16 protein-coding genes are annotated in these 17,745 nt (G+C 75.2%); 4 read left to right on the top strand and 12 right to left on the bottom strand.

Annotated features, from left to right (window positions below):
* Positions 1 to 65: 65 nt before the first annotated feature.
* Together AB0302_RS01135 and coaD are read right to left on the bottom strand one after the other, a co-directional pair.
* Entirely contained in the window at positions 66 to 977 is a 912-nt protein-coding gene (locus AB0302_RS01135; RefSeq protein ID WP_366370266.1) for a UTP--glucose-1-phosphate uridylyltransferase, read from the bottom strand.
* Positions 974 to 1,489, bottom strand: coding sequence for a pantetheine-phosphate adenylyltransferase (gene coaD / locus AB0302_RS01130; protein WP_319075253.1), 516 nt, complete (start codon positions 1,487 to 1,489; stop codon positions 974 to 976). Before coaD ends, AB0302_RS01135 begins: the two co-directional genes overlap by 4 nt.
* A gap of 91 nt (positions 1,490 to 1,580) precedes the next feature.
* Here coaD and AB0302_RS01125 point away from each other — a divergent pair, with 91 nt between their 5' ends.
* The gene (locus AB0302_RS01125) at positions 1,581 to 2,828 is read left to right on the top strand and encodes an aminotransferase class I/II-fold pyridoxal phosphate-dependent enzyme (protein WP_319075255.1); all 1,248 of its coding nucleotides are present in this window, start codon (positions 1,581 to 1,583) and stop codon (positions 2,826 to 2,828) included.
* A 64-nt stretch (positions 2,829 to 2,892) separates the two neighbouring features.
* Here the strand turns inward: AB0302_RS01125 and rsmD are convergent, their stop codons facing one another.
* The 4 genes from rsmD to AB0302_RS01105 are packed head-to-tail and all read right to left on the bottom strand — an operon-like array spanning position 2,893 to position 7,903.
* Entirely contained in the window at positions 2,893 to 3,480 is a 588-nt protein-coding gene (rsmD, locus tag AB0302_RS01120; protein WP_248115102.1) for a 16S rRNA (guanine(966)-N(2))-methyltransferase RsmD, read from the bottom strand.
* Positions 3,481 to 3,484: 4 nt separating this feature from the next.
* Complete coding sequence (locus AB0302_RS01115) at positions 3,485 to 5,725, bottom strand: ATP-dependent DNA helicase RecG (protein ID WP_366370265.1); 2,241 nt, start codon at positions 5,723 to 5,725, stop codon at positions 3,485 to 3,487.
* Entirely contained in the window at positions 5,715 to 6,719 is a 1,005-nt protein-coding gene (locus tag AB0302_RS01110; RefSeq protein WP_298713142.1) for a DAK2 domain-containing protein, read from the bottom strand. The genes AB0302_RS01115 and AB0302_RS01110 overlap by 11 nt, the downstream gene beginning before the upstream one ends.
* A complete protein-coding gene (locus tag AB0302_RS01105) occupies positions 6,716 to 7,903 on the bottom strand; it encodes an LCP family protein (protein WP_366370264.1) in 1,188 nt (395 codons plus the stop codon). The genes AB0302_RS01110 and AB0302_RS01105 overlap by 4 nt, the downstream gene beginning before the upstream one ends.
* Before the next feature lie 116 nt (positions 7,904 to 8,019).
* Between AB0302_RS01105 and AB0302_RS01100 the strand changes: the two genes are divergently transcribed.
* Positions 8,020 to 8,505, top strand: a complete 486-nt coding sequence (locus AB0302_RS01100) for a DUF3515 family protein (RefSeq protein WP_298713136.1) — start codon at positions 8,020 to 8,022, stop codon at positions 8,503 to 8,505.
* A 28-nt stretch (positions 8,506 to 8,533) separates the two neighbouring features.
* Here the strand turns inward: AB0302_RS01100 and AB0302_RS01095 are convergent, their stop codons facing one another.
* The 6 genes from AB0302_RS01095 to leuC form a co-directional block, all read right to left on the bottom strand.
* On the bottom strand, positions 8,534 to 9,709 hold the full coding sequence (locus AB0302_RS01095; protein ID WP_366370263.1) for a D-alanine--D-alanine ligase family protein: 1,176 nt from the start codon (positions 9,707 to 9,709) through the stop codon (positions 8,534 to 8,536).
* Complete coding sequence (locus AB0302_RS01090) at positions 9,706 to 10,776, bottom strand: NAD(P)H-dependent glycerol-3-phosphate dehydrogenase (RefSeq protein WP_366370262.1); 1,071 nt, start codon at positions 10,774 to 10,776, stop codon at positions 9,706 to 9,708. Before AB0302_RS01090 ends, AB0302_RS01095 begins: the two co-directional genes overlap by 4 nt.
* Positions 10,773 to 11,522, bottom strand: a complete 750-nt coding sequence (locus AB0302_RS01085) for a lysophospholipid acyltransferase family protein (protein ID WP_366370261.1) — start codon at positions 11,520 to 11,522, stop codon at positions 10,773 to 10,775. Before AB0302_RS01085 ends, AB0302_RS01090 begins: the two co-directional genes overlap by 4 nt.
* Before the next feature lie 5 nt (positions 11,523 to 11,527).
* Positions 11,528 to 12,856, bottom strand: a complete 1,329-nt coding sequence (gene murA / locus AB0302_RS01080) for a UDP-N-acetylglucosamine 1-carboxyvinyltransferase (protein ID WP_248115114.1) — start codon at positions 12,854 to 12,856, stop codon at positions 11,528 to 11,530.
* Between the two features lie 222 nt (positions 12,857 to 13,078).
* A complete protein-coding gene (gene leuD / locus AB0302_RS01075) occupies positions 13,079 to 13,687 on the bottom strand; it encodes a 3-isopropylmalate dehydratase small subunit (protein WP_298713124.1) in 609 nt (202 codons plus the stop codon).
* A gap of 3 nt (positions 13,688 to 13,690) precedes the next feature.
* Positions 13,691 to 15,142: a 3-isopropylmalate dehydratase large subunit gene (gene leuC, locus AB0302_RS01070; RefSeq protein ID WP_319075271.1), complete on the bottom strand. Its 1,452-nt coding sequence runs from the start codon at positions 15,140 to 15,142 to the stop codon at positions 13,691 to 13,693.
* 152 nt (positions 15,143 to 15,294) lie between these two features.
* On the opposite strand from leuC, the gene AB0302_RS01065 reads away from it, so the two are divergent.
* On the top strand, positions 15,295 to 16,071 hold the full coding sequence (locus AB0302_RS01065) for an IclR family transcriptional regulator (RefSeq protein WP_366370260.1): 777 nt from the start codon (positions 15,295 to 15,297) through the stop codon (positions 16,069 to 16,071).
* A gap of 238 nt (positions 16,072 to 16,309) precedes the next feature.
* Positions 16,310 to 17,713, top strand: a complete 1,404-nt coding sequence (locus AB0302_RS01060; RefSeq protein ID WP_366370331.1) for a UDP-glucose/GDP-mannose dehydrogenase family protein — start codon at positions 16,310 to 16,312, stop codon at positions 17,711 to 17,713.
* Positions 17,714 to 17,745: the final 32 nt, after the last annotated feature.

Raw genomic sequence — 17,745 nt, 5'->3', positions numbered from 1 at the left:
TGGACCGACAGCCCATCCTAGCGGCTGCCCCGTTCCACGCCAAAGCGGCGCACGGGCGGCGCGCCTCAGAGTCCGGCGGCGAACCCCTTGAGCCAGGCCCGCAGGTCGTCGCCGAGCTCGGGGTGGTCCACGCCGAGCTCCACCACGGCCTGGAGGTAGCCCAGCTTGTCCCCCGTGTCGTAGCGGCGGCCCTCGAAGACGACGGCGTGCACGCCGTACCCCTCGCCCTCGCCCTCCGCGAGGGTCTGCAGCGCGTCCGTCAGCTGGATCTCGCCGCCGCGGCCCGGAGCGGTCTCCTCGAGCACGTCGAACACCGCCGGGGAGAGCACGTAGCGGCCGATGACCGCGAGGCGAGAGGGGGCGTCCTCGCGGGCGGGCTTCTCCACGAGGCCGGTCACGCGCACCACCTCGTCGGTGCCCTCCACGGCCTCGACGGCGGCCACGCCGTACGAGGAGACGGCCTCCTCCGGGACCTCCATGAGCGCGACGACGGAGCCGCCGAGGCGCTCCTGGGCGTCGATCATGCGGACCAGCAGGTCGTCGTCGGCGCCGATCAGGTCGTCGCCCAGGAGCACCGCGAACGGCTGCTCCCCGACGTGGCGGCGCGCACAGCCGACGGCGTGGCCGAGGCCGAGCGCGGCGCCCTGGCGCACGTAGTGGATGTCCCCCACGAGGTCCGACTCGCGGATCAGGTCGATGCGCTTCTGGTCTCCCTTGCGCTCGAGCGTGGCCTCGAGGGCCGGGTGGCGGTCGAAGTGGTCCTCGAGGGCGCGCTTGTTGCGGCCTGTGATCATCAGGACGTCGCACAGCCCCGCGCGGCGGGCCTCCGCCACCACGTACTCGATGGCAGGGCGGTCGACCACCGGCAGCATCTCCTTGGGCATGGCCTTCGTGGCCGGGAGGAAGCGCGTGCCCAGGCCGGCGGCCGGGATGACGGCCTTGCGCGTGCGCGGGCGGGTGGGGGTCTGCTCGGTCATGGACGGGTGCTCCTGGACGGGTCGGGGACGGCGGACGGGGACGGTGCGGCGTTCAGGCGCCGCATCACGGCGGCGGGGACGAAGTCGCGGACGTCTCCGCCCAGGCCGTGGACCTCCTTGATGAGGGAGGACGAGAGGTGGGCGAACCGCGGATCGGCCTGCAGGTAGACCGTCTCCACGCCCGTGAGGTGGCGGTTCATCGTGGCCATGGGCGCCTCGAAGGCGAGGTCGGCGCCGTCCCGCAGGCCCTTCACGATGGTGTCCGCACCCACGGAGCGGCAGAACTCGGCGAGCAGGCCGGTCCCCATGGGCCGGGCGCTCACGCCGGACAGGGAGGAGACCGTGGCCTCGACCATCTCGATGCGCTCGTCCACGGTGAACCGGTACGTCTTCTTGGGGTTCACGGAGACGGCCACGATCACCTCGTCGAAGAGGTTGGCGGCCCGCATGATGACCTCGACGTGACCCTTGTGCAGCGGGTCGAAGGATCCGGGGCAGACGGCACGACGCATGCGCCCAACCTACCCCGGGGGCCCGGCGGGGGCGAGGACCGCTCTCCGCCCCCGCCCGCGAGCCGGCCGGCCGGAAAGTACAGTGGCCGCCATGGACACCCCGGCCCCCCACCCGACTCCCGCCGCCGTCCCCGGACCATGGCGCCGCGCCGCCGAGGCCACCGGGCTGCTGCGCGGGGGCGTCCCCGCGCCCACCGTCTTCGAGACGGTGACGGCCCTCGCGGCCGAGCACGGTGCCGTGAACCTGGGGCAGGGCTTCCCCGACGCCGACGGCCCCGCGGACCTGCTGCGCCTGGCCGCGGACGCCGTCCTCGCGGGCCCGAACCAGTACGCGCCCGGCGGCGGGGACGCGGCGCTGCGCCGCGCCGTCGTCGAGCACCGCCGGGCGCACTGGGGCGTGACGGAGGACCCGGATGCCGAGCTGCTGGTCACCGCCGGGGTGACGGAGGCGATCGCCGCCACTGTGCTGGCCCTCGTCGGCCCCGGCGACGAGGTGGTGACGGTGGAGCCGTTCTACGACTCCCACGCCGCGACCGTCGCCCTGGCCGGCGCCCGCCACGTGACCGTGCCCGTGGAGCCGCCCGCGTTCCTGCCCGACCCGGCCCGGATCGCGGCGGCGCTGACCGACCGCACCCGGCTGCTCATCCTCAACACCCCGCACAATCCGACCGGCGCGGTGTACCCGCGCGCCCTGCTCGAGGAGATCGTGCGGCTGTGCCGGGAGCGCGGCGTGCTGATCCTCTCCGACGAGGTGTACGAGCACCTCGTGTTCGAGGGCGAGCACGTCTCCCTGCGCTCGATCCCCGGGGCCCGGGAGATCGCCCTGACGGCGTCCGGGGCCGGGAAGGCGTTCGCCGTGACCGGGTGGAAGGTGGGCTGGCTGGCCGGGCCCGCCGAGCTCGTGGCCGCCGTGCGCGCCGTGAAGCAGTACCTCACCTTCTCCACGGGCCCGGCCTACCAGGCGGCCATGGCCGCCTACCTGCCGCGGGGCGAGGCGCACCTCGTGGGGCAGCGGGAGCGGTACCGCGCCACGCGGGACACCCTCGTGGCAGGGCTGCGCGCCGTGGGCCTGGAGCCCGTGGTGCCGGACGCCGGGTACTTCGTGGTGGTGGACCTGGCCCCCTGGGGCGTGACGGACGCCTCGGCGGCCGTGCGGGACTGGGTGCGCGAGGCCGGCGTCGCGGGCATCCCGGTGAGCGCGCTGTGCCGGCCGACGGACGATCCGGCCGACGCCCACCTCGCCTCCTGGCTGCGGCTGGCGTTCTGCAAGTCCGAGGACGTGGTGGCCGAGGGCATGCGGCGCCTCGCCGAGGCCGCGCCGCGGCTGCGCCGGGGCTGACGCTCCCCTCTCCCGCGCGGCCGCGTGCCGTCGGGCCCCCGCCCGCCGAGCGGGGGCACGGGGCTCAGCGCTCGTCCTGCCACAGGTAGAGGGCGGTCTCGCCGTACGCGCGCACGTCGACCTCCTCGAGCGTGGCCGGGCGCCGCGGGGCCGGGTCGCGCGCGGAGCGCTCCAGCACGAGCAGCCCGCCGGGGCTGAGCCGCGCGGCGGCGGCGGCGAGGACGGCGTGGAACGCCTCCCCCGCCTCGGGATAGGGCGGGTCGGCGAGGATGAGGTCCACGGGCTCGCCTCCGTCCTCGAGGCCCTGCGCCCCGCCGACGGCGAGCACCTGTTCGACGGAGGAGGCGCGCACGCTCACCACTGTCCTCCCGAGGGCCTCGTTGACCATCGCCGCGTTGGCGCGGCACACCTCGGCGGCGCGGCGGTGCCGTTCCACGAGCACGACGCTCGCCGCGCCCCGGCTCGCCGCCTCGCACCCCAGCGAGCCGGAGCCGGCGTAGAGGTCGAGCACGCGGGTGCCGTCCGTCCAGTCCCGCGCGGAGAGCCAGGAGAAGAGGGCCTCCTTGGTGCGGTCCGTCGTGGGGCGGGTGCCCGTGCCGGGCACGGAGCGCAGGGGGCGGCCGGCGGCGGCGCCGGCGATGATGCGGGACACGGGGTCAGCCCTTCTCGAGGTAGTCGGCGGCGGTGAGGTGCTCGCCCTCCCAGCGGGTCACCTCGGCGGCCAGCGCCGGGTGCGCGGAGAGCCCCTCGCCGGCTGCCATGATGCGCGCCACGGCGTCCGCGGCCAGGCCGATGAGCGGGGCGTCCGCGATGACGTCCACGTGGCGCAGCCCGGAGGCCAGGCCGGACTGCTGCGCCCCGAGGACGTCGCCGACGCCGCGGTGGGCCAGGTCCTCCTGCGCGATCCGCAGACCGTCCTGGGTCTGCTCGAGCACCTCGAGGCGGCGCAGGGAGGCATGCCCGTCCGGCAGGCGCGTGGCCAGGAGGCACACGGACGCGCCGGGGCCGCGGCCCACGCGGCCGCGCAGCTGGTGGAGGGTGGAGAGGCCGAAGTCGTCCGCGTCCAGCACGGCCATGACGGTGGCGTTGGGCACGTCCACGCCCACCTCCACGACGGTGGTGGCCACGAGCACGTCCGTCTCCCCGCGCGCGAACGCCTGCATCGCGGCGTCCTGCTCGGCCTGGTCCATCCGGCCGTGCACCACCCCGATCCGCGCCCCGCCCGGGCGGGCGGCCGCGAGCGCGGGCAGCGCCTCGAGCCGCGGGGCCATCTCCGTCACGTTCGCGTGGCCCGGGTCCGCGTCGTCCGGGTCGATCCGCGGGCACACCACGAAGGCCTGGTGCCCCGCGGCGACGTGCTCCGCGATCAGCTCCCACACGCGCCCGATCACGCGCGGGCCGTGCGCCATCCGCGCGACGTGCGTGGTGACCGGCTGGCGGCCGGAGGGCAGGCCCTCGAGGACGGTGAGGTCGAGGTCGCCGAAGACGGTCATGGCCACCGAGCGCGGGATGGGCGTGGCGGACATGACGAGCAGGTGCGTGCCCGGGTTGGCGCGGCGCAGGGCCTCGCGCTGGTCCACGCCGAAGCGGTGCTGCTCGTCCACCACGGCGAGCGCGAGCTCCGCGAACCCCACCGTGTCCGAGAGCAGGGCGTGCGTCCCGACGGCGATCCCCGCCTCCCCCGAGGCGAGCGCGAGCAGCGCCTCGCGCCGGGCGGCGACCCGCTGGGACCCGGTCACGAGGACGACGCCCGTGTGGGGACCCTCCCGGCCGTCGTCGAGGCCGAGGGTGCCGACGCCGCCGAGCCCGCGGGCGCCGTCGTCGGCCAGCCGGCCCATGAGGCGCAGCAGGGCGCGGTGGTGCTGGGCGGCGAGGACCTCCGTGGGGGCCACGAGTGCGGCCTGGCCGCCGGCGTCCACCACCTGGAGCATCGCGCGCAGGGCCACGAGGGTCTTGCCCGCGCCCACGTCGCCCTGGAGCAGGCGGCTCATCGGCCTCTCGCGGGCGAGCTCGGCGGCGAGCTCCTCCCCCACGCGCCGCTGGCCCGCGGTCAGCGTGAAGGGCAGGCGCGCGTCGAGGGACTCCCGCAGCCCGCCGGCGCGGGGCGGGCGCGGGACCGCGGGGACGGCCCGCTCCCGGCTGCGGCGCCACGCCAGCGCGGCCTGCACCACGAGTGCCTCGCGCAGGGCGAGGGCCGTGCGGGCGGGGCCGGTGTCGGCCACGTCGTCCGGCGCGTGGAGGTCCCGGTAGGCCTGGGCGGTGCCGGGCAGGGGTGCGTCCAGGTCGAGGTCGGCGGCGGTCATCGCGCGGATCTCGGGCGTCAGGAGCTCCGGGATCCGGTCCAGGTCCACGGTCTCGAGGACCCGTTGGAGCGCCGAGCGGACCGTCCAGCTCGGCAGCTTGCCCGTGGAGCGGTAGATCGGCACGGGGCGCACGTCCACCTCGCCGGGCGCGACGTCGTCGTCCAGGAGCGCGAAGTCCGGGTTGTTGAGCGTGATCCGCCCGCGGTACTCGGTGGTCTTCCCCTGGAACATGGCGGTGACGCCGGGGGCCAGGCGGCGGCGCGCGTCGTGGCCGTTGAAGAAGGCCATGGACAGGCTCGCCCCGGGCACGCCGGCCACGGAGGGGTCCGCCACGGTCACGTCCACGATGAACCCGCCGCGGCTGCGCATCTGGCGGGTGCTCACGGACTCGACGACGGCCACCACGGTGACCTCGGAGTCCCACGGGAGCGCCGCGATCGGCGTCAGCTCCCCGCGCTCGACCCAGCGGCGCGGCGTGTGGTCCAGCAGCTCTCCGACGGTGCGGAGCCCGAGCTCCTTCTCGAGGCGCCCGGGCAGCGTGCCGGAGAGCACCTCGGTGAGGGGCAGGTCCGTGACGGCGACGTCAGCGGCCATGGCGCCCGTCGGCCTCGTGACGGTGCGCGTGGGCCGGCGCGCTCAGGTCTGTGACGGACAGGCCCGCGGGCTCGCCCGCCGCGCGCAGCACGTCCACGGCGTCCTCGGCGCGGGGCACGTGCACGTGGACGCGCCACGGCACCCGCCCCTGCTCGTCCAGCTCCCTGGACACGGGGGCGAGGATCAGCGAGTCCCCCACCGCGTCCAGGCGGCGGCGCAGCTCCGCGGCGTCCAGGGGGGTCAGCGCGAGGGTGCCCATGACCTCGACGCCGGCCGCGTGCCCCGCGGGCGCGGCCACGGCCTCGCGGGACTCGTCCGCGTACCCGTGCAGAGCGGCGGCGAGCTCGGCGTCCACCTCGGTGCCGGTCACGGCCGAGCGCAGGGCCTCGAGCACCCACAGCAGGCCCACGGCGCCGGCGTCCACCACGTGGGCGTCCGCGAGCGTGGGCAGGAGCGCCTCCGTCCCCTCCACCGCTCGCAGGCTGCCCGCCACCATCGCGGTGACGGCGTCCGCCAGCCGGGAGTCCTCCCCGGTGCCCGACGGCGCCTCGGCCGCCGATCGCTCCAGGCTCTCGGCCGCCGCGGTGAGCACGGTGAGGATGGTGCCCTCCTGGGGCTCGGAGAGCGCGGCGCGCGCCGCCTCGTCCGCCGCGCCGAAGGCCGCGGCCAGGTCCGCCACGCGCACCTCCCGGCGGCCGCGCAGCGGCCCGGACGCGCCGGCCAGGGCGACGGCGAGGAGCGTCCCCGAGTTGCCGTGCGCCGCGTCCAGGGCGGCCCGGCCCACCCGCGCCATGACCGCCCCGACGTCAGCGGTCTCCGCCGACTCCGCGGCCGCGCGGGCGGCTCGCAGGGTCGCGAGCATGTTCGACCCCGTGTCAGCGTCCGGCACCGGGAAGACGTTCAGGGCGTTGAGGCGGGGCGCGGCACGGCCGACCAGGTCCTCGGCGAGGACCAGCCAGCGCTCCACGGACGTCGGCCCGCTCGGGGTGCTCACTGCCCGACGACCTCGCCGAGGCCGCCCGTGCGGATGCCCTTGCCGATCGCGCGGATGCCGGCCCAGTCGGGCCACACGACGGACTGGTTGTCCCCCGCCGTGCCGACGCCCAGCGTGGGCACGGTGCTCGTGACGATCGGGGCGTCCCGTGCGTCGCGCAGGGACCAGGCGAGGGAGGCGAGGGCGCCCGAGTCCAGGGAGTCGTCCAGGGTCAGGTAGGGGGCGAAGCGCTCCACGGACTGCTGCACGCGGCCCGGGTCCGAGAGGGTGTCCATGGAGAGGAACTCGGCCATGATCGCCTTGACGAGGCGCTGCTGGTTCTCCACGCGGTCGTAGTCGCCGCGCGGCAGGGTGTAGCGCTCACGGGCGTAGACCAGGGCCTTCGCCCCGTCCATCTGCACCGTCCCCGCCGGGAAGTCCACGCCGCCGGTGGAGGTGAACGCGGTGGGGTTCTGCACGGTCACGCCGCCGAGGGCGTCCACGAGGCCCTGGAAGCCGGCCAGGTCCACCGCCACCACATGGTCCACGCGCGCCTGGAACATGTTCTCCACGGTGCTCACGGTCAACGGGATCCCGCCGAGCGAGTAGGCGGCGTTGACCTTGCGGTCGCCCTGGCCGGGGATCGGCACCCAGAGGTCGCGCATGACGGACATGACGTCCACGCGGCTGCGGTCGCCGGGCACGTGGACCCACATCATCGTGTCGGAGCGGCCGGTCTCGCCGCGGCCCTCCGCGCCGGCGTCCTCGCCCACGAGGAGGAAGTCGACGGCGGCGCCGTCCGCCTTCTCGTCCGCGGAGGGGGCCTCGGGGCCCTGGGCGGCGGCCTCGGCCATCGTCGGGTCCACGCCGGGCGGCGGGGCGGTGGGGGTCCACACGCCGGGAGCGGCGTTGCCGGCGGCCGCGCCCTTGCCGTCGTTCCCGCCGCTCCCGTCGCCGTCCGATCCCGTGCCGTCCTTCCCGGGCTCAGCCGGACGCAGCGACTCCGCGGGGAACGCGCCGCCGTCGAAGCGCTGGGTGTCCTCGTCCACCGAGCGGGCCAGACCGGAGAGGTACACGGCGGCGGTGATGCCGAGGGCCAGCAGGGCGGCCAGGAGGACGGCCAGGACGATGAGCAGCACGGGCCGGCGGCGGCGCGGCGCGCGGTGCGGGGTCTCGTCCGGTGCGGAGGCGGGGGCGCTGTTCACGGCGTGTACTCCTGCTGGGCGGGGGCGCCGGACGCGGCGCGCGGGTCGGCGGGTCGATCCCGTCCATGCTAGGCCACCGGGGCGACGCGACAGGGCCCGCCCCCTATCCTGGGAGGATGCCGTCCCGCGTCCCCGCTCCGGTCCGCCTGTCCGCCCTGCTGGCCGCCGTCGCCCTGGCCACCACCGCGTGCTCCGGCCGCACGGCCACCGTGGAGGCCGCCCCCGACGCCGCGGACCCCGCGTGCGCCCCCGCCATGGTCGCCATGCCGGACGAGCTGGCCGACCTCCCGTTGCGCCCCACGGACAGCCAGGCCACCGCCGTGTGGGGTGACCCGGCGGCCGTCGTGCTGCGCTGCGGCGTGCCCTCCCCCGGCCCCACCACGGACCCGTGCCTGCGCGTGGACGAGGTGGACTGGGTGGTGCGGGACGAGGACGCGAACTGGCGCCTCACCACGTACGGCCGCACGCCCGCCGTCGAGGTGCTCTTCGCGAAGGACCGGGCGAGCTCGGACTCGGTGATGACCGGCCTGTCCTCCGCCGTGGCCCGCATCCCCGCCGAGCGCGCGTGCGTGAACCTGGAGGACGCGACGCCCGTGGGCTGAGGCCGCCCGCCGCGCGGCGCGGCCCGGCTCAGTGCAGGCCGGTGCCGCGCTCGAGCGCGAGGTCCAGCAGCTCCGAGATGAGCTCGGCGTAGGGCAGGCCCGTGCGCTCCCACATCGCGGGGTACATGCTGATCGGGGTGAAGCCGGGCATCGTGTTGATCTCGTTGACGACCCAGCGCCCGTCCGGGGTGTGGAAGAAGTCGCAGCGGCCCAGGCCGGAGCCGTCCACGGCCTCGAAGGCGGTGACGGCGAGCTCGCGCAGGCGCGCGATCTGCTCCTCGGGCAGCTCGGCCGGGCAGGAGAGCTGCGCGGCCTCGCGGTCCTGGTACTTCGCCTCGAAGTCGTAGAACTGGTGGCCGGCCTCGGAGCCCTTCACCACGATCTCCCCGGGCAGGGAGGCGCGCGGGGCCTCCGTGCCGTGGCCGTCCAGGACGGCGCACTCGATCTCCCGGCCCAGGATGCCGGCCTCCACCACGACCTTGGGGTCGTAGCGGCGCGCCTCCTCGATCGCGGCGCGCAGGTCCTCGCCCTCGGCCACGCGGGTGATGCCGAACGAGGAGCCGCCGCGGGCGGGCTTGACGAAGAGCGGGTGCGCGAGGCGGCCGGCGCGCTCGAGCGCGGCCTCGGGGTCCCGCGCCCACTGGCGGTCCGTGATGGTCTCCCACGGCCCCACCTCGAGGCCGGCGGCCTGGAAGGCCACCTTCATGTAGTGCTTGTCCATGCCGACGGCGGAGGCGAGCACGCCGCAGCCCACGTAGGGCAGGCCCAGGGACTCGAACATGCCCTGCAGCGTCCCGTCCTCGCCGAACGGGCCGTGCAGCAGGGGGAACACCACGTCCACCGGGCCGAGGGAGCCGCCGTCCTCGGCCACGAGCTCGACGGCGCCGTCCGAGCGCGTGCGCACGCTCACCGGGCGCTGCGGCTCGGGGACCTCCGGGAGCTCGCCCGCGTCGAGGCGGAACCCCGCGACGTCCACCTCGCCGTGGGACCACAGGCCCGAGCGTGCGACGCCCACGGGCACCACGTCCCAGCGCGCGGGGTCCGCCGCGTGCAGCACACCGGCGGCGGTGACGCAGCTGATGGGGTGCTCGCTCGAGCGGCCGCCGAACAGCAGGAGCACGCGCGGGCGGCGGCCGGCGGGCCCGCCCGCGGCGGAGGCATCGTGGGCGGTGGCGGCCGGGGCGGCCTCGGGGGTGGCGGTCATGCGGTGCGTCCTTCCGACTTCAGGTCCCGGCCGAGCAGGAGGCCGGCCAGGTGGTGCACGTCCACGGAGCCGGCGACGACCCGGTCCATGGCCTCGCTGATGGGCATCTCCACGCCGTGCGCGCGGGCCACGTGGACGATCGCGGACACGGACTTCAGGCCCTCCGCGGTCTGCTTCATGGCGGCCACGGCCTCGTCCACGCCCATGCCGGTGCCCAGCAGACGTCCGGCGCTGCGGTTGCGCGAGAGCGGAGAGGCGCACGTGGCCACGAGGTCGCCCAGGCCCGCGAGTCCGGCGAGGGTGCCGGCGTCGCCGCCCAGGCGCACGGCCAGGCGGGTGGTCTCGGCCAGGCCGCGCGTGATGATCGAGGCCTTCGAGTTGTCCCCCAGGCCCTGGCCGTCGCAGATGCCCACGGCGAGGGCGATCACGTTCTTCACGATCCCGCCGATCTCCACGCCCACGACGTCCGTGTTGGTGTAGGGGCGGAAGGTGCGGCCCGCGGTGAGCGCGGCCACGCGCTCGGCGGTCGCCGCCGACGTCGAGGCGACCACGGTGGCGGTGGGCTCCCCGCGCGCGATCTCGAGGGCCAGGTTGGGCCCGGAGACCACGGCGAAGCGGTCGGCGGCCAGACCCAGGACGTCGGCGCACACCTGGGAGGGGCGCGCATCCGTGCCGCGTTCGAGGCCCTTCACGAGCGAGACGACGACGGCGTCCGGCGCGATCGCGTCCGCCACGGACTCGAGGGTGGCGCGCACGCTCTGTGCGGGCACCGCGACCACCACGACGCCGGCGCCGGAGACGGCCTCGCGGGCGTCGGTGACGGCGCGCACGCACGCGGGCAGCTCGATCCCCGGCAGGTACTCCGAGTTGGCGTGGTCGCGGTTGACGGCCTCGGCCACCTCGGCGCGGCGCGACCAGACCACCACCTCGCGGGCGCGGGCCCCCTCGGGGCTCGTGCTGGTGCCCAGCACGCGGGCGAAGGCGGTGCCCCAGCTGCCGGCGCCCAGCACGGCGACGGCGGCGGGGTCCCCGGCGGGGCGCGGGCCCTGTGGACTCGCGTGCGTCACGCTCGGGCCTCCCGGCGTCCGGTCTTCGGGTTCCACCGGCCCTCCGGGGCGGGCTCGCCGCGCAGCTGCGCCACGAGGTCCGTGACGGCGTCCATCATCCGATCGGTGCCGGTGCGCAGGACGGTGGCCGTGAGGGGGACGTCCCGGAGGTCGTCCAGGCCCACGGGCTCGCCCACGACCATGCGCGCGGTCTTGCGCGGGAAGGGCTTCAGGGCGTGGGTCGGGTACGGCAGCAGCTCCTGGATGCCCCACTGGCCCACGGGGACGAGCGGCGCGCCGGTCTGCAGGGCCAGGCGGACGGCGCCGGCGCGGGCCGCCATGGGCCAGCCGTCGGGGTCGCGGGTCACCGTGCCCTCGGGGTACACCACGATCACGCGGCCGGCGGCGAGGGCGGCCCGGGCCGCCTCGAGCGAGCGGCCGCCGTCGCGGGAGCGGTCCACGGGGATCATGCGGGTGGACTGGAGCATCTGCTTCAGGCCCGGGACCTTCCACAGCTCGGCCTTCGCCATGATGGTGGGCAGCAGGCCCTGGTTGTAGACCATGTGGGCCACGGAGAGCGGGTCGATCTCCGAGATGTGGTTCACCGCGAGGATCGCTCCGGTGCGCGGGATCCGGTCCGTGTGCTCCCAGCGCTGGCGCACGAGGGAGCGCATGAGCGGCCGGACGAGCGCGGCCGGGACCACGTAGCCCCGTCGCTCCGCCCGGGCGGGGGCGGCCGTCCCAGGGGTCGCGTTCGCGGGGCCCACGGACGTCATCGATCGGTCTCGGCCAGCTCGACGTCGGCGCCGAGCCCCTGGAGCTTGTCCATGAAGTGCTCGTAGCCGCGGTTGATGATCTCCAGGCCCGTGGCGGTGGAGGTGCCCTCGGCCGCGAGCGCGGCGATGAGGTGGGAGAAGCCGCCGCGCAGGTCAGGGATGTCGAAGTCCACGCCGTGCAGGGGCGTGGGGCCGGAGATCACGGCGGAGTGCAGGAAGTTGCGCTGGCCGAAGCGGCACGGCACGGAGCCCAGGCACTCGCGGTGCAGCTGGATGGAGGCGCCCATGCGCACGAGCGCGTCGGTGAAGCCGAAGCGGTTCTCGTACACGGTCTCGTGGACGATCGAGACGCCCGTGGCCTGGGTCAGAGCCACCACGAGCGGCTGCTGCCAGTCGGTCATGAAGCCGGGGTGCACGTCCGTCTCCAGCACGAGCGGGTTGAGGTCGCCGCCGGCGTGCCAGAAGCGGATGCCGTCGTCGGTGACGTCGAACTCGCCGCCGATCTTGCGGTACGTGTTGAGGAACGCCGTGAGGTCGCTCTGCGCGGCGCCGCGCACGAAGATGTCGCCGCGCGTCGCCAGGGCTGCGGAGGCCCACGAGGCGGACTCGTTGCGGTCCGGCAGGGCGACGTGGTTGTACCCGCGCATCTCGGCGACGCCCTCGATGCGGATGGTGCGGTCCGTCTGCACCGTGATGATCGCGCCCATCTTCTGGAGGACGTCGATGAGGTTGTGGATCTCCGGCTCCACCGCGGCGCCCTTGAGCTCGGTGATGCCCTCCGCCTTCACGGCGGTGAGCAGCACCTGCTCCGTCGCGCCCACGGAGGGGTAGGGCAGCTCGAGCTTCGCTCCGTGCAGCCCCTTGGGGGCGGAGATGGAGATGCCGCCCGGGCGCTTGTCCACCACCGCACCGAAGTTGCGCAGCACCTCGAGGTGGTAGTCGATCGGGCGGTCGCCGATCTTGCAGCCGCCCAGGTCGGGGATGAAGGCCTCGCCGATCGCGTGCATCAGCGGGCCGCAGAAGAGGATCGGGATGCGCGAGTCGCCCGCGTGGGCGTCGATCTCCGCGGTGAGGGCGGACTTCACGCCGGCCGGATCCATGGTGATGGAGCCCGACTCCTTGTCCCAGTCCACGGTGACGCCGTGGATCTCGAGGAGGGAGCTGACCACGTCCACGTCCTTGATCTCCGGGACGCTGCGCAGCGTGGAGGGCGTGTTGCCCAGCAGAGCGGCCACCATGGCCTTCGGGACGAGGTTCTTGGCGCCGCGCACCGTGACCTCGCCCGTGAGCGGCTTTCCGCCGTGGATCGTCAGCAGCTTCGCCATTCTCGTGTCCTTCCTCAATGTGACGCTCGGGCCACGGTCTCGGCGACGCCCCGGGGGAAGCGGAGGCGTGCGGGTTCGGGCACCGGCCGCGCTGCACGCGCTCGGCCCCGGAATCGCACCCAGCATAGGTGCTGGGGGGGCCGCGGCCGCAACGCCCCGCCGCGCGGCGGACAGCTGGGCGCCTGTGCCGTCGGCCACGCCGACGCCGCCCCGGCGCGCGCGTCAGTCGGCGGCGGTGCGCGCGGGCAGCGTGGTGGGCTTCCAGGCGGGGCGGGCCGCCTCGTAGGCGTCGATCGCCTCCCGGTGGCCGAGGGTGGCGCCGATGTCGTCGATCCCCGCGAGCAGGCGACGCCGGGCGTCGTCGTCGATCTGGAAGGTGGTGCTGAAGCCGCCGCACTCCACCGTGCGGCGCTCGAGGTCCACGGTCACGGCCGCTCCCGGCTCGTTCTCGAGCTCCTTCCAGATCCGCTCGATGTCCGCCTGCTCCACCTGGGCGGCCACGAGGCCCTGCTTGGCGGAGTTGCCGCGGAAGATGTCCGCGAAGCGCGGGGAGAGCACGGCCTTGAAGCCGTAGTCCTTGAGCGCCCACACGGCGTGCTCACGGGAGGAGCCCGTGCCGAAGTCCGCGCCGGTCACGAGCACCGAGCCGGCGCTGTAGGGCTCCGTGTTGAGGATGAACTCCGGGTCCTGGCGCCAGCCGGCGAACAGGGCGTCCTCGAAGCCCGTGCGCGAGATCCGCTTGAGGTACACGGCGGGGATGATCTGGTCCGTGTCCACGTTGGAGGCGCGCAGCGGGACGCCGATGCCGGTGTGGGTGGTGAACTTCTCCATGGCTCAGGCCTCCTGGACGGTGAGGGCGGGCAGGTCGGACGGGCTCGCGAGGCGCCCGAGGACGGCGGTGGCGGCGGCCACCACGGGCGAGACCAGGTGGGTGCGCCCGCCCTTGCCCTGGCGGCCCTCGAAGTTGCGGTTCGAGGTGGAGGCGCAGCGCTCCCCCGGCGCGAGCTGGTCCGGGTTCATGCCCAGGCACATCGAGCAGCCGGCGAAGCGCCACTCGGCGCCGAAGTCCTGGATCACGCGGTCCAGACCCTCCTCCATGGCCTGCAGGCGCACCCGCGCGGAGCCGGGGACCACCATGACGCGCAGCCCCTCGGGCTTGGTGCGGCCCTTCACGATCTCCGCGAAGGTGCGCAGGTCCTCGATGCGGGAGTTGGTGCACGAGCCCATGAACACCGTGTCCACCGCCACGTCCTTCATGGGGGTGCCGGGAGCGAGGTCCATGTAGCGCAGCGCCTTGCGGGCCGCCTCCTGGGCGGCGGGGTCCGCGAAGTCCTCCGGCGCGGGGACGGCGTCGTTGAGGCTGATCCCCTGGCCGGGGTTGGTGCCCCACGTGACGAACGGCTCGAGCGTGTCCGCGTCCAGGACCACCTCGGCGTCGAACCGTGCGCCCTCGTCCGTGGCCAGCGTGCGCCAGTGCGCGACGGCGGCGTCCCAGTCCTCGCCGACCGGCGCGTGCGGACGCCCCTTCAGGTACTCGAACGTGGTGTCGTCCGGGGCCACCATGCCGGCGCGGGCGCCGGCCTCGATGGACATGTTGCAGATGGTCATGCGGCCCTCCATGGAGAGAGCACGGATGGCCTCGCCGCGGTACTCCAGCACGTAGCCCTGGCCGCCGCCCGTGCCGATCTTCGCGATGACGGCGAGGACGATGTCCTTGGCCGTGACGCCCGGGCGCAGGGTGCCGTCCACCGTGATCGCCATCGTCTTGAAGGGCTTGAGCGGCAGGGTCTGCGTGGCGAGGACGTGCTCCACCTCGGAGGTTCCGATGCCGAACGCGAGGGCGCCGAACGCGCCGTGCGTGGAGGTGTGGGAGTCGCCGCACACCACGGTCAGGCCGGGCTGACTGAGGCCGAGCTGCGGGCCCACCACGTGCACGATCCCCTGCTCCACGTCCCCGAGGGAGTGGAGGCGGATGCCGAACTCGGCGGCGTTGGCGCGCAGCGTCTCGATCTGGAGGCGGGAGACGGGGTCGGCGATGGGCCGGTCGATCTCGAGGGTGGGGGTGTTGTGGTCCTCGGTCGCGATCGTCAGGTCCGGGCGATGCACGGACCGGCCGGCCAGGCGCAGCCCCTCGAACGCCTGGGGGCTCGTCACCTCGTGCAGCAGGTGGAGGTCGATGTACAGCAGGTCTGGCGCACGGGAGGCCCCCTCGCCCTCGCCGCGGACCACCACGTGCTCGTCCCAGACCTTCTCGGCCAGCGTGCGCGGATGCGTCGTGGGACCCATGGATCGTCCTCCTCGTCGTGCCGCGGTCGCCTCGTCCTCCGCGGGCCCCCGCGGTGCGGCCCGGCGTCGTCGTCCCACTGTGCCGCCCCGCCCCCGGGGATCTCGACCCGCGAACCGCAACGTCTCACATTGCAAGACGCTATGATCGCGACATGACCCTCCCCGACTCTCCTGACCCCCGGGGCAACGACGCCCTGGGACCCCCGCTGCACCGCCACCCGAGCGGCGTGGGCGTGGTGGACAAGTCCGTGGCCATCCTGGACGCGCTCGAGTCCGGCCCGGCCACCCTCGCCCAGCTCGTGGCCGCCACGGGCATCGCCCGTCCCACACTGCACCGCCTCGCGGCGGCGCTCGCTCACCACCGCCTCGTGGGCAAGGACCTGCAGGGCCGCTACGTGCTCGGCTCCCGCCTGGCCGAGCTGGCCTCCGCCGCGGGCGAGGACCGGCTGACCACGGCCTCCGGGCCCGTCCTGCTGTGGCTGCGGGACGCCACGGGCGAGTCCGCGCAGGTGTTCCGCCGCCAGGCCGACTCGCGCGTGTGCGTGGCCTCGGCCGAGCGACCGTGGGGCCTGCGGGACACCATCCCGGTGGGCGCCCGCATGTCCATGAAGGCCGGATCCGCGGCACAGGTGCTGCTCGCCTGGGAGGACCACGAGCGTCTCGTCGAGGGCCTCGCCGGGGCCGTCTTCACTCCCACCGTCCTGGCGGCCGTGCGCCGCCGCGGCTGGGCGCAGTCGCTCGCCGAGCGGGAGCCCGGCGTCGCCTCCGTGTCCGCGCCGGTGCGCGGGCCGAGTGGCCGCGTGATCGCCGCCGTCTCCATCTCCGGCCCCCTCGAGCGCCTCTCCCGGCAGCCGGGGCGCGTGCACGCCGAGGCCGTCGTCGCCGCCGCCACACGCCTCACCGAGCTGATCCGCTCCGGCGAGGCCTGAGTCCGCGCCGCCGCGGCCGGTTCGTCCCGCGACCACCGCGGGAACACCCCGCGTCCGCGCCGCGTTCGGCGCGTGTTCACGCGTCCGGCTTAGCCTTGGGGCGTCCGTCGCCCGCCCGCCCCCCGCCCGCCCCACCCGCAAGGAGTCCGAAGTGACGCAGCCGAGCACCTCCCCCGCGAGCCCCGTCGAGACCGGACGGGAGGACGGGGTCGGCCGGCCGGCGAGCCCGCGTCTGTCCGTGATCGGCACCGGCTATCTCGGCGCCACGCACGCGGCGTGCATGGCCGAGCTCGGCTTCGAGGTCCTGGGCGTGGACGTGGACCCGGCCAAGATCGAGCGACTGGCCCGCGGCGAGGTGCCGTTCCACGAGCCCGGCCTGCCGGAGCTGCTGCGCACGCACGTGGAGTCCGGCCGCCTGCGGTTCACCACGGACGTCGAGGAGGCCGCGCGCTGGGCGGACGTGCACTTCATCGGCGTCGGCACCCCGCAGCAGGCGGGCTCGTCCGCCGCCGACCTCACCTATGTGGACGCCGCGGTGACCTCGCTCGCCCAGGCGATCGACCGGGACGCCCTGATCGTGGGCAAGTCCACCGTGCCCGTGGGCACCGCGCGGCGCCTGACCGGCCTCGTCGCCGAGGTGCGCGCCGCGGCCGGCCTGCCGGGCGACGTCGAGCTCGCCTGGAACCCCGAGTTCCTGCGCGAGGGCTTCGCCGTGCAGGACACGCTCACCCCGGACCGCCTCGTGATCGGCACCTCCGGTCCGCGCGCCGAGCCGATCCTGCGCCGCGTCTACGCGCGGCAGCTGGCCGCGGAGACGCCGTGGGTCTCCACGGACCTGGAGACCGCGGAGCTCGTCAAGGTCGCCGCGAACGCGTTCCTGGCCACGAAGATCTCCTTCATCAACGCGTTCTCCGAGATCACGGAGACCGTGGGCGGGGACATCCGCACGCTGGCGGATGCGATCGGCCACGACGCCCGCATCGGCCGCCGCTTCCTGAACGCCGGCGTGGGCTTCGGCGGCGGCTGCCTGCCCAAGGACATCCGCGCGCTGCAGGCCCGCGTCTCCGAGCTCGGCCTGGACCGCACCATGCGCTTCCTCGCCGAGGTGGACGACATCAACCTGCGCCGCCGAGAGCGCGTGGTGGACCTGGCGGTGGAGATGCTCTCCGCGGCCCACGGCCACGAGGCGGCGGCCGGCCCGTACGGCGGCACGACGACGGGCTCGGGCGAGGAGGTCCTGCACGGCGCCCGGATCGCGGTGCTCGGCGTGACCTTCAAGCCGGACTCCGACGACGTGCGCGACTCCCCCGCACTCGACGTCGCCGCGCGCCTCTACTCGGCCGGCGCGGACGTGCGGGTGTACGACCCCGAGGGCAGCGCCAACGCGGCCGCCCGCTTCCCGCGCCTGGACTACGTCGGCTCGCTGGACGAGGCCGTGGAGGGCGCCGAGCTGACGCTCCTGCTGACCGAGTGGCAGGAGTTCCGGGAGATGGACCCGGAGGCCGTGGGCGGCAAGGTCGCCGACCGGCTGCTGATCGACGGCCGCAACGTGCTGGACACCGCCGCGTGGGAGGCCGCCGGCTGGGCCGTCACGGGGCTGGGCCACCGGTTCGACCCCGCGTCGGTCACCGCGCGGCGCTGAGGCCGCCGGCCATCGGCCCCGACGCGCGACAG

The organism is Micrococcus sp. NPDC078436 (assembly GCF_040702705.1).
In the GTDB taxonomy this organism is placed as follows: Bacteria; Actinomycetota; Actinomycetes; order Actinomycetales; family Micrococcaceae; genus Micrococcus.
The sequence above is the reverse complement of the archived record's forward strand: the minus strand, read 5'-3'. Positions and strand labels throughout refer to the sequence as shown.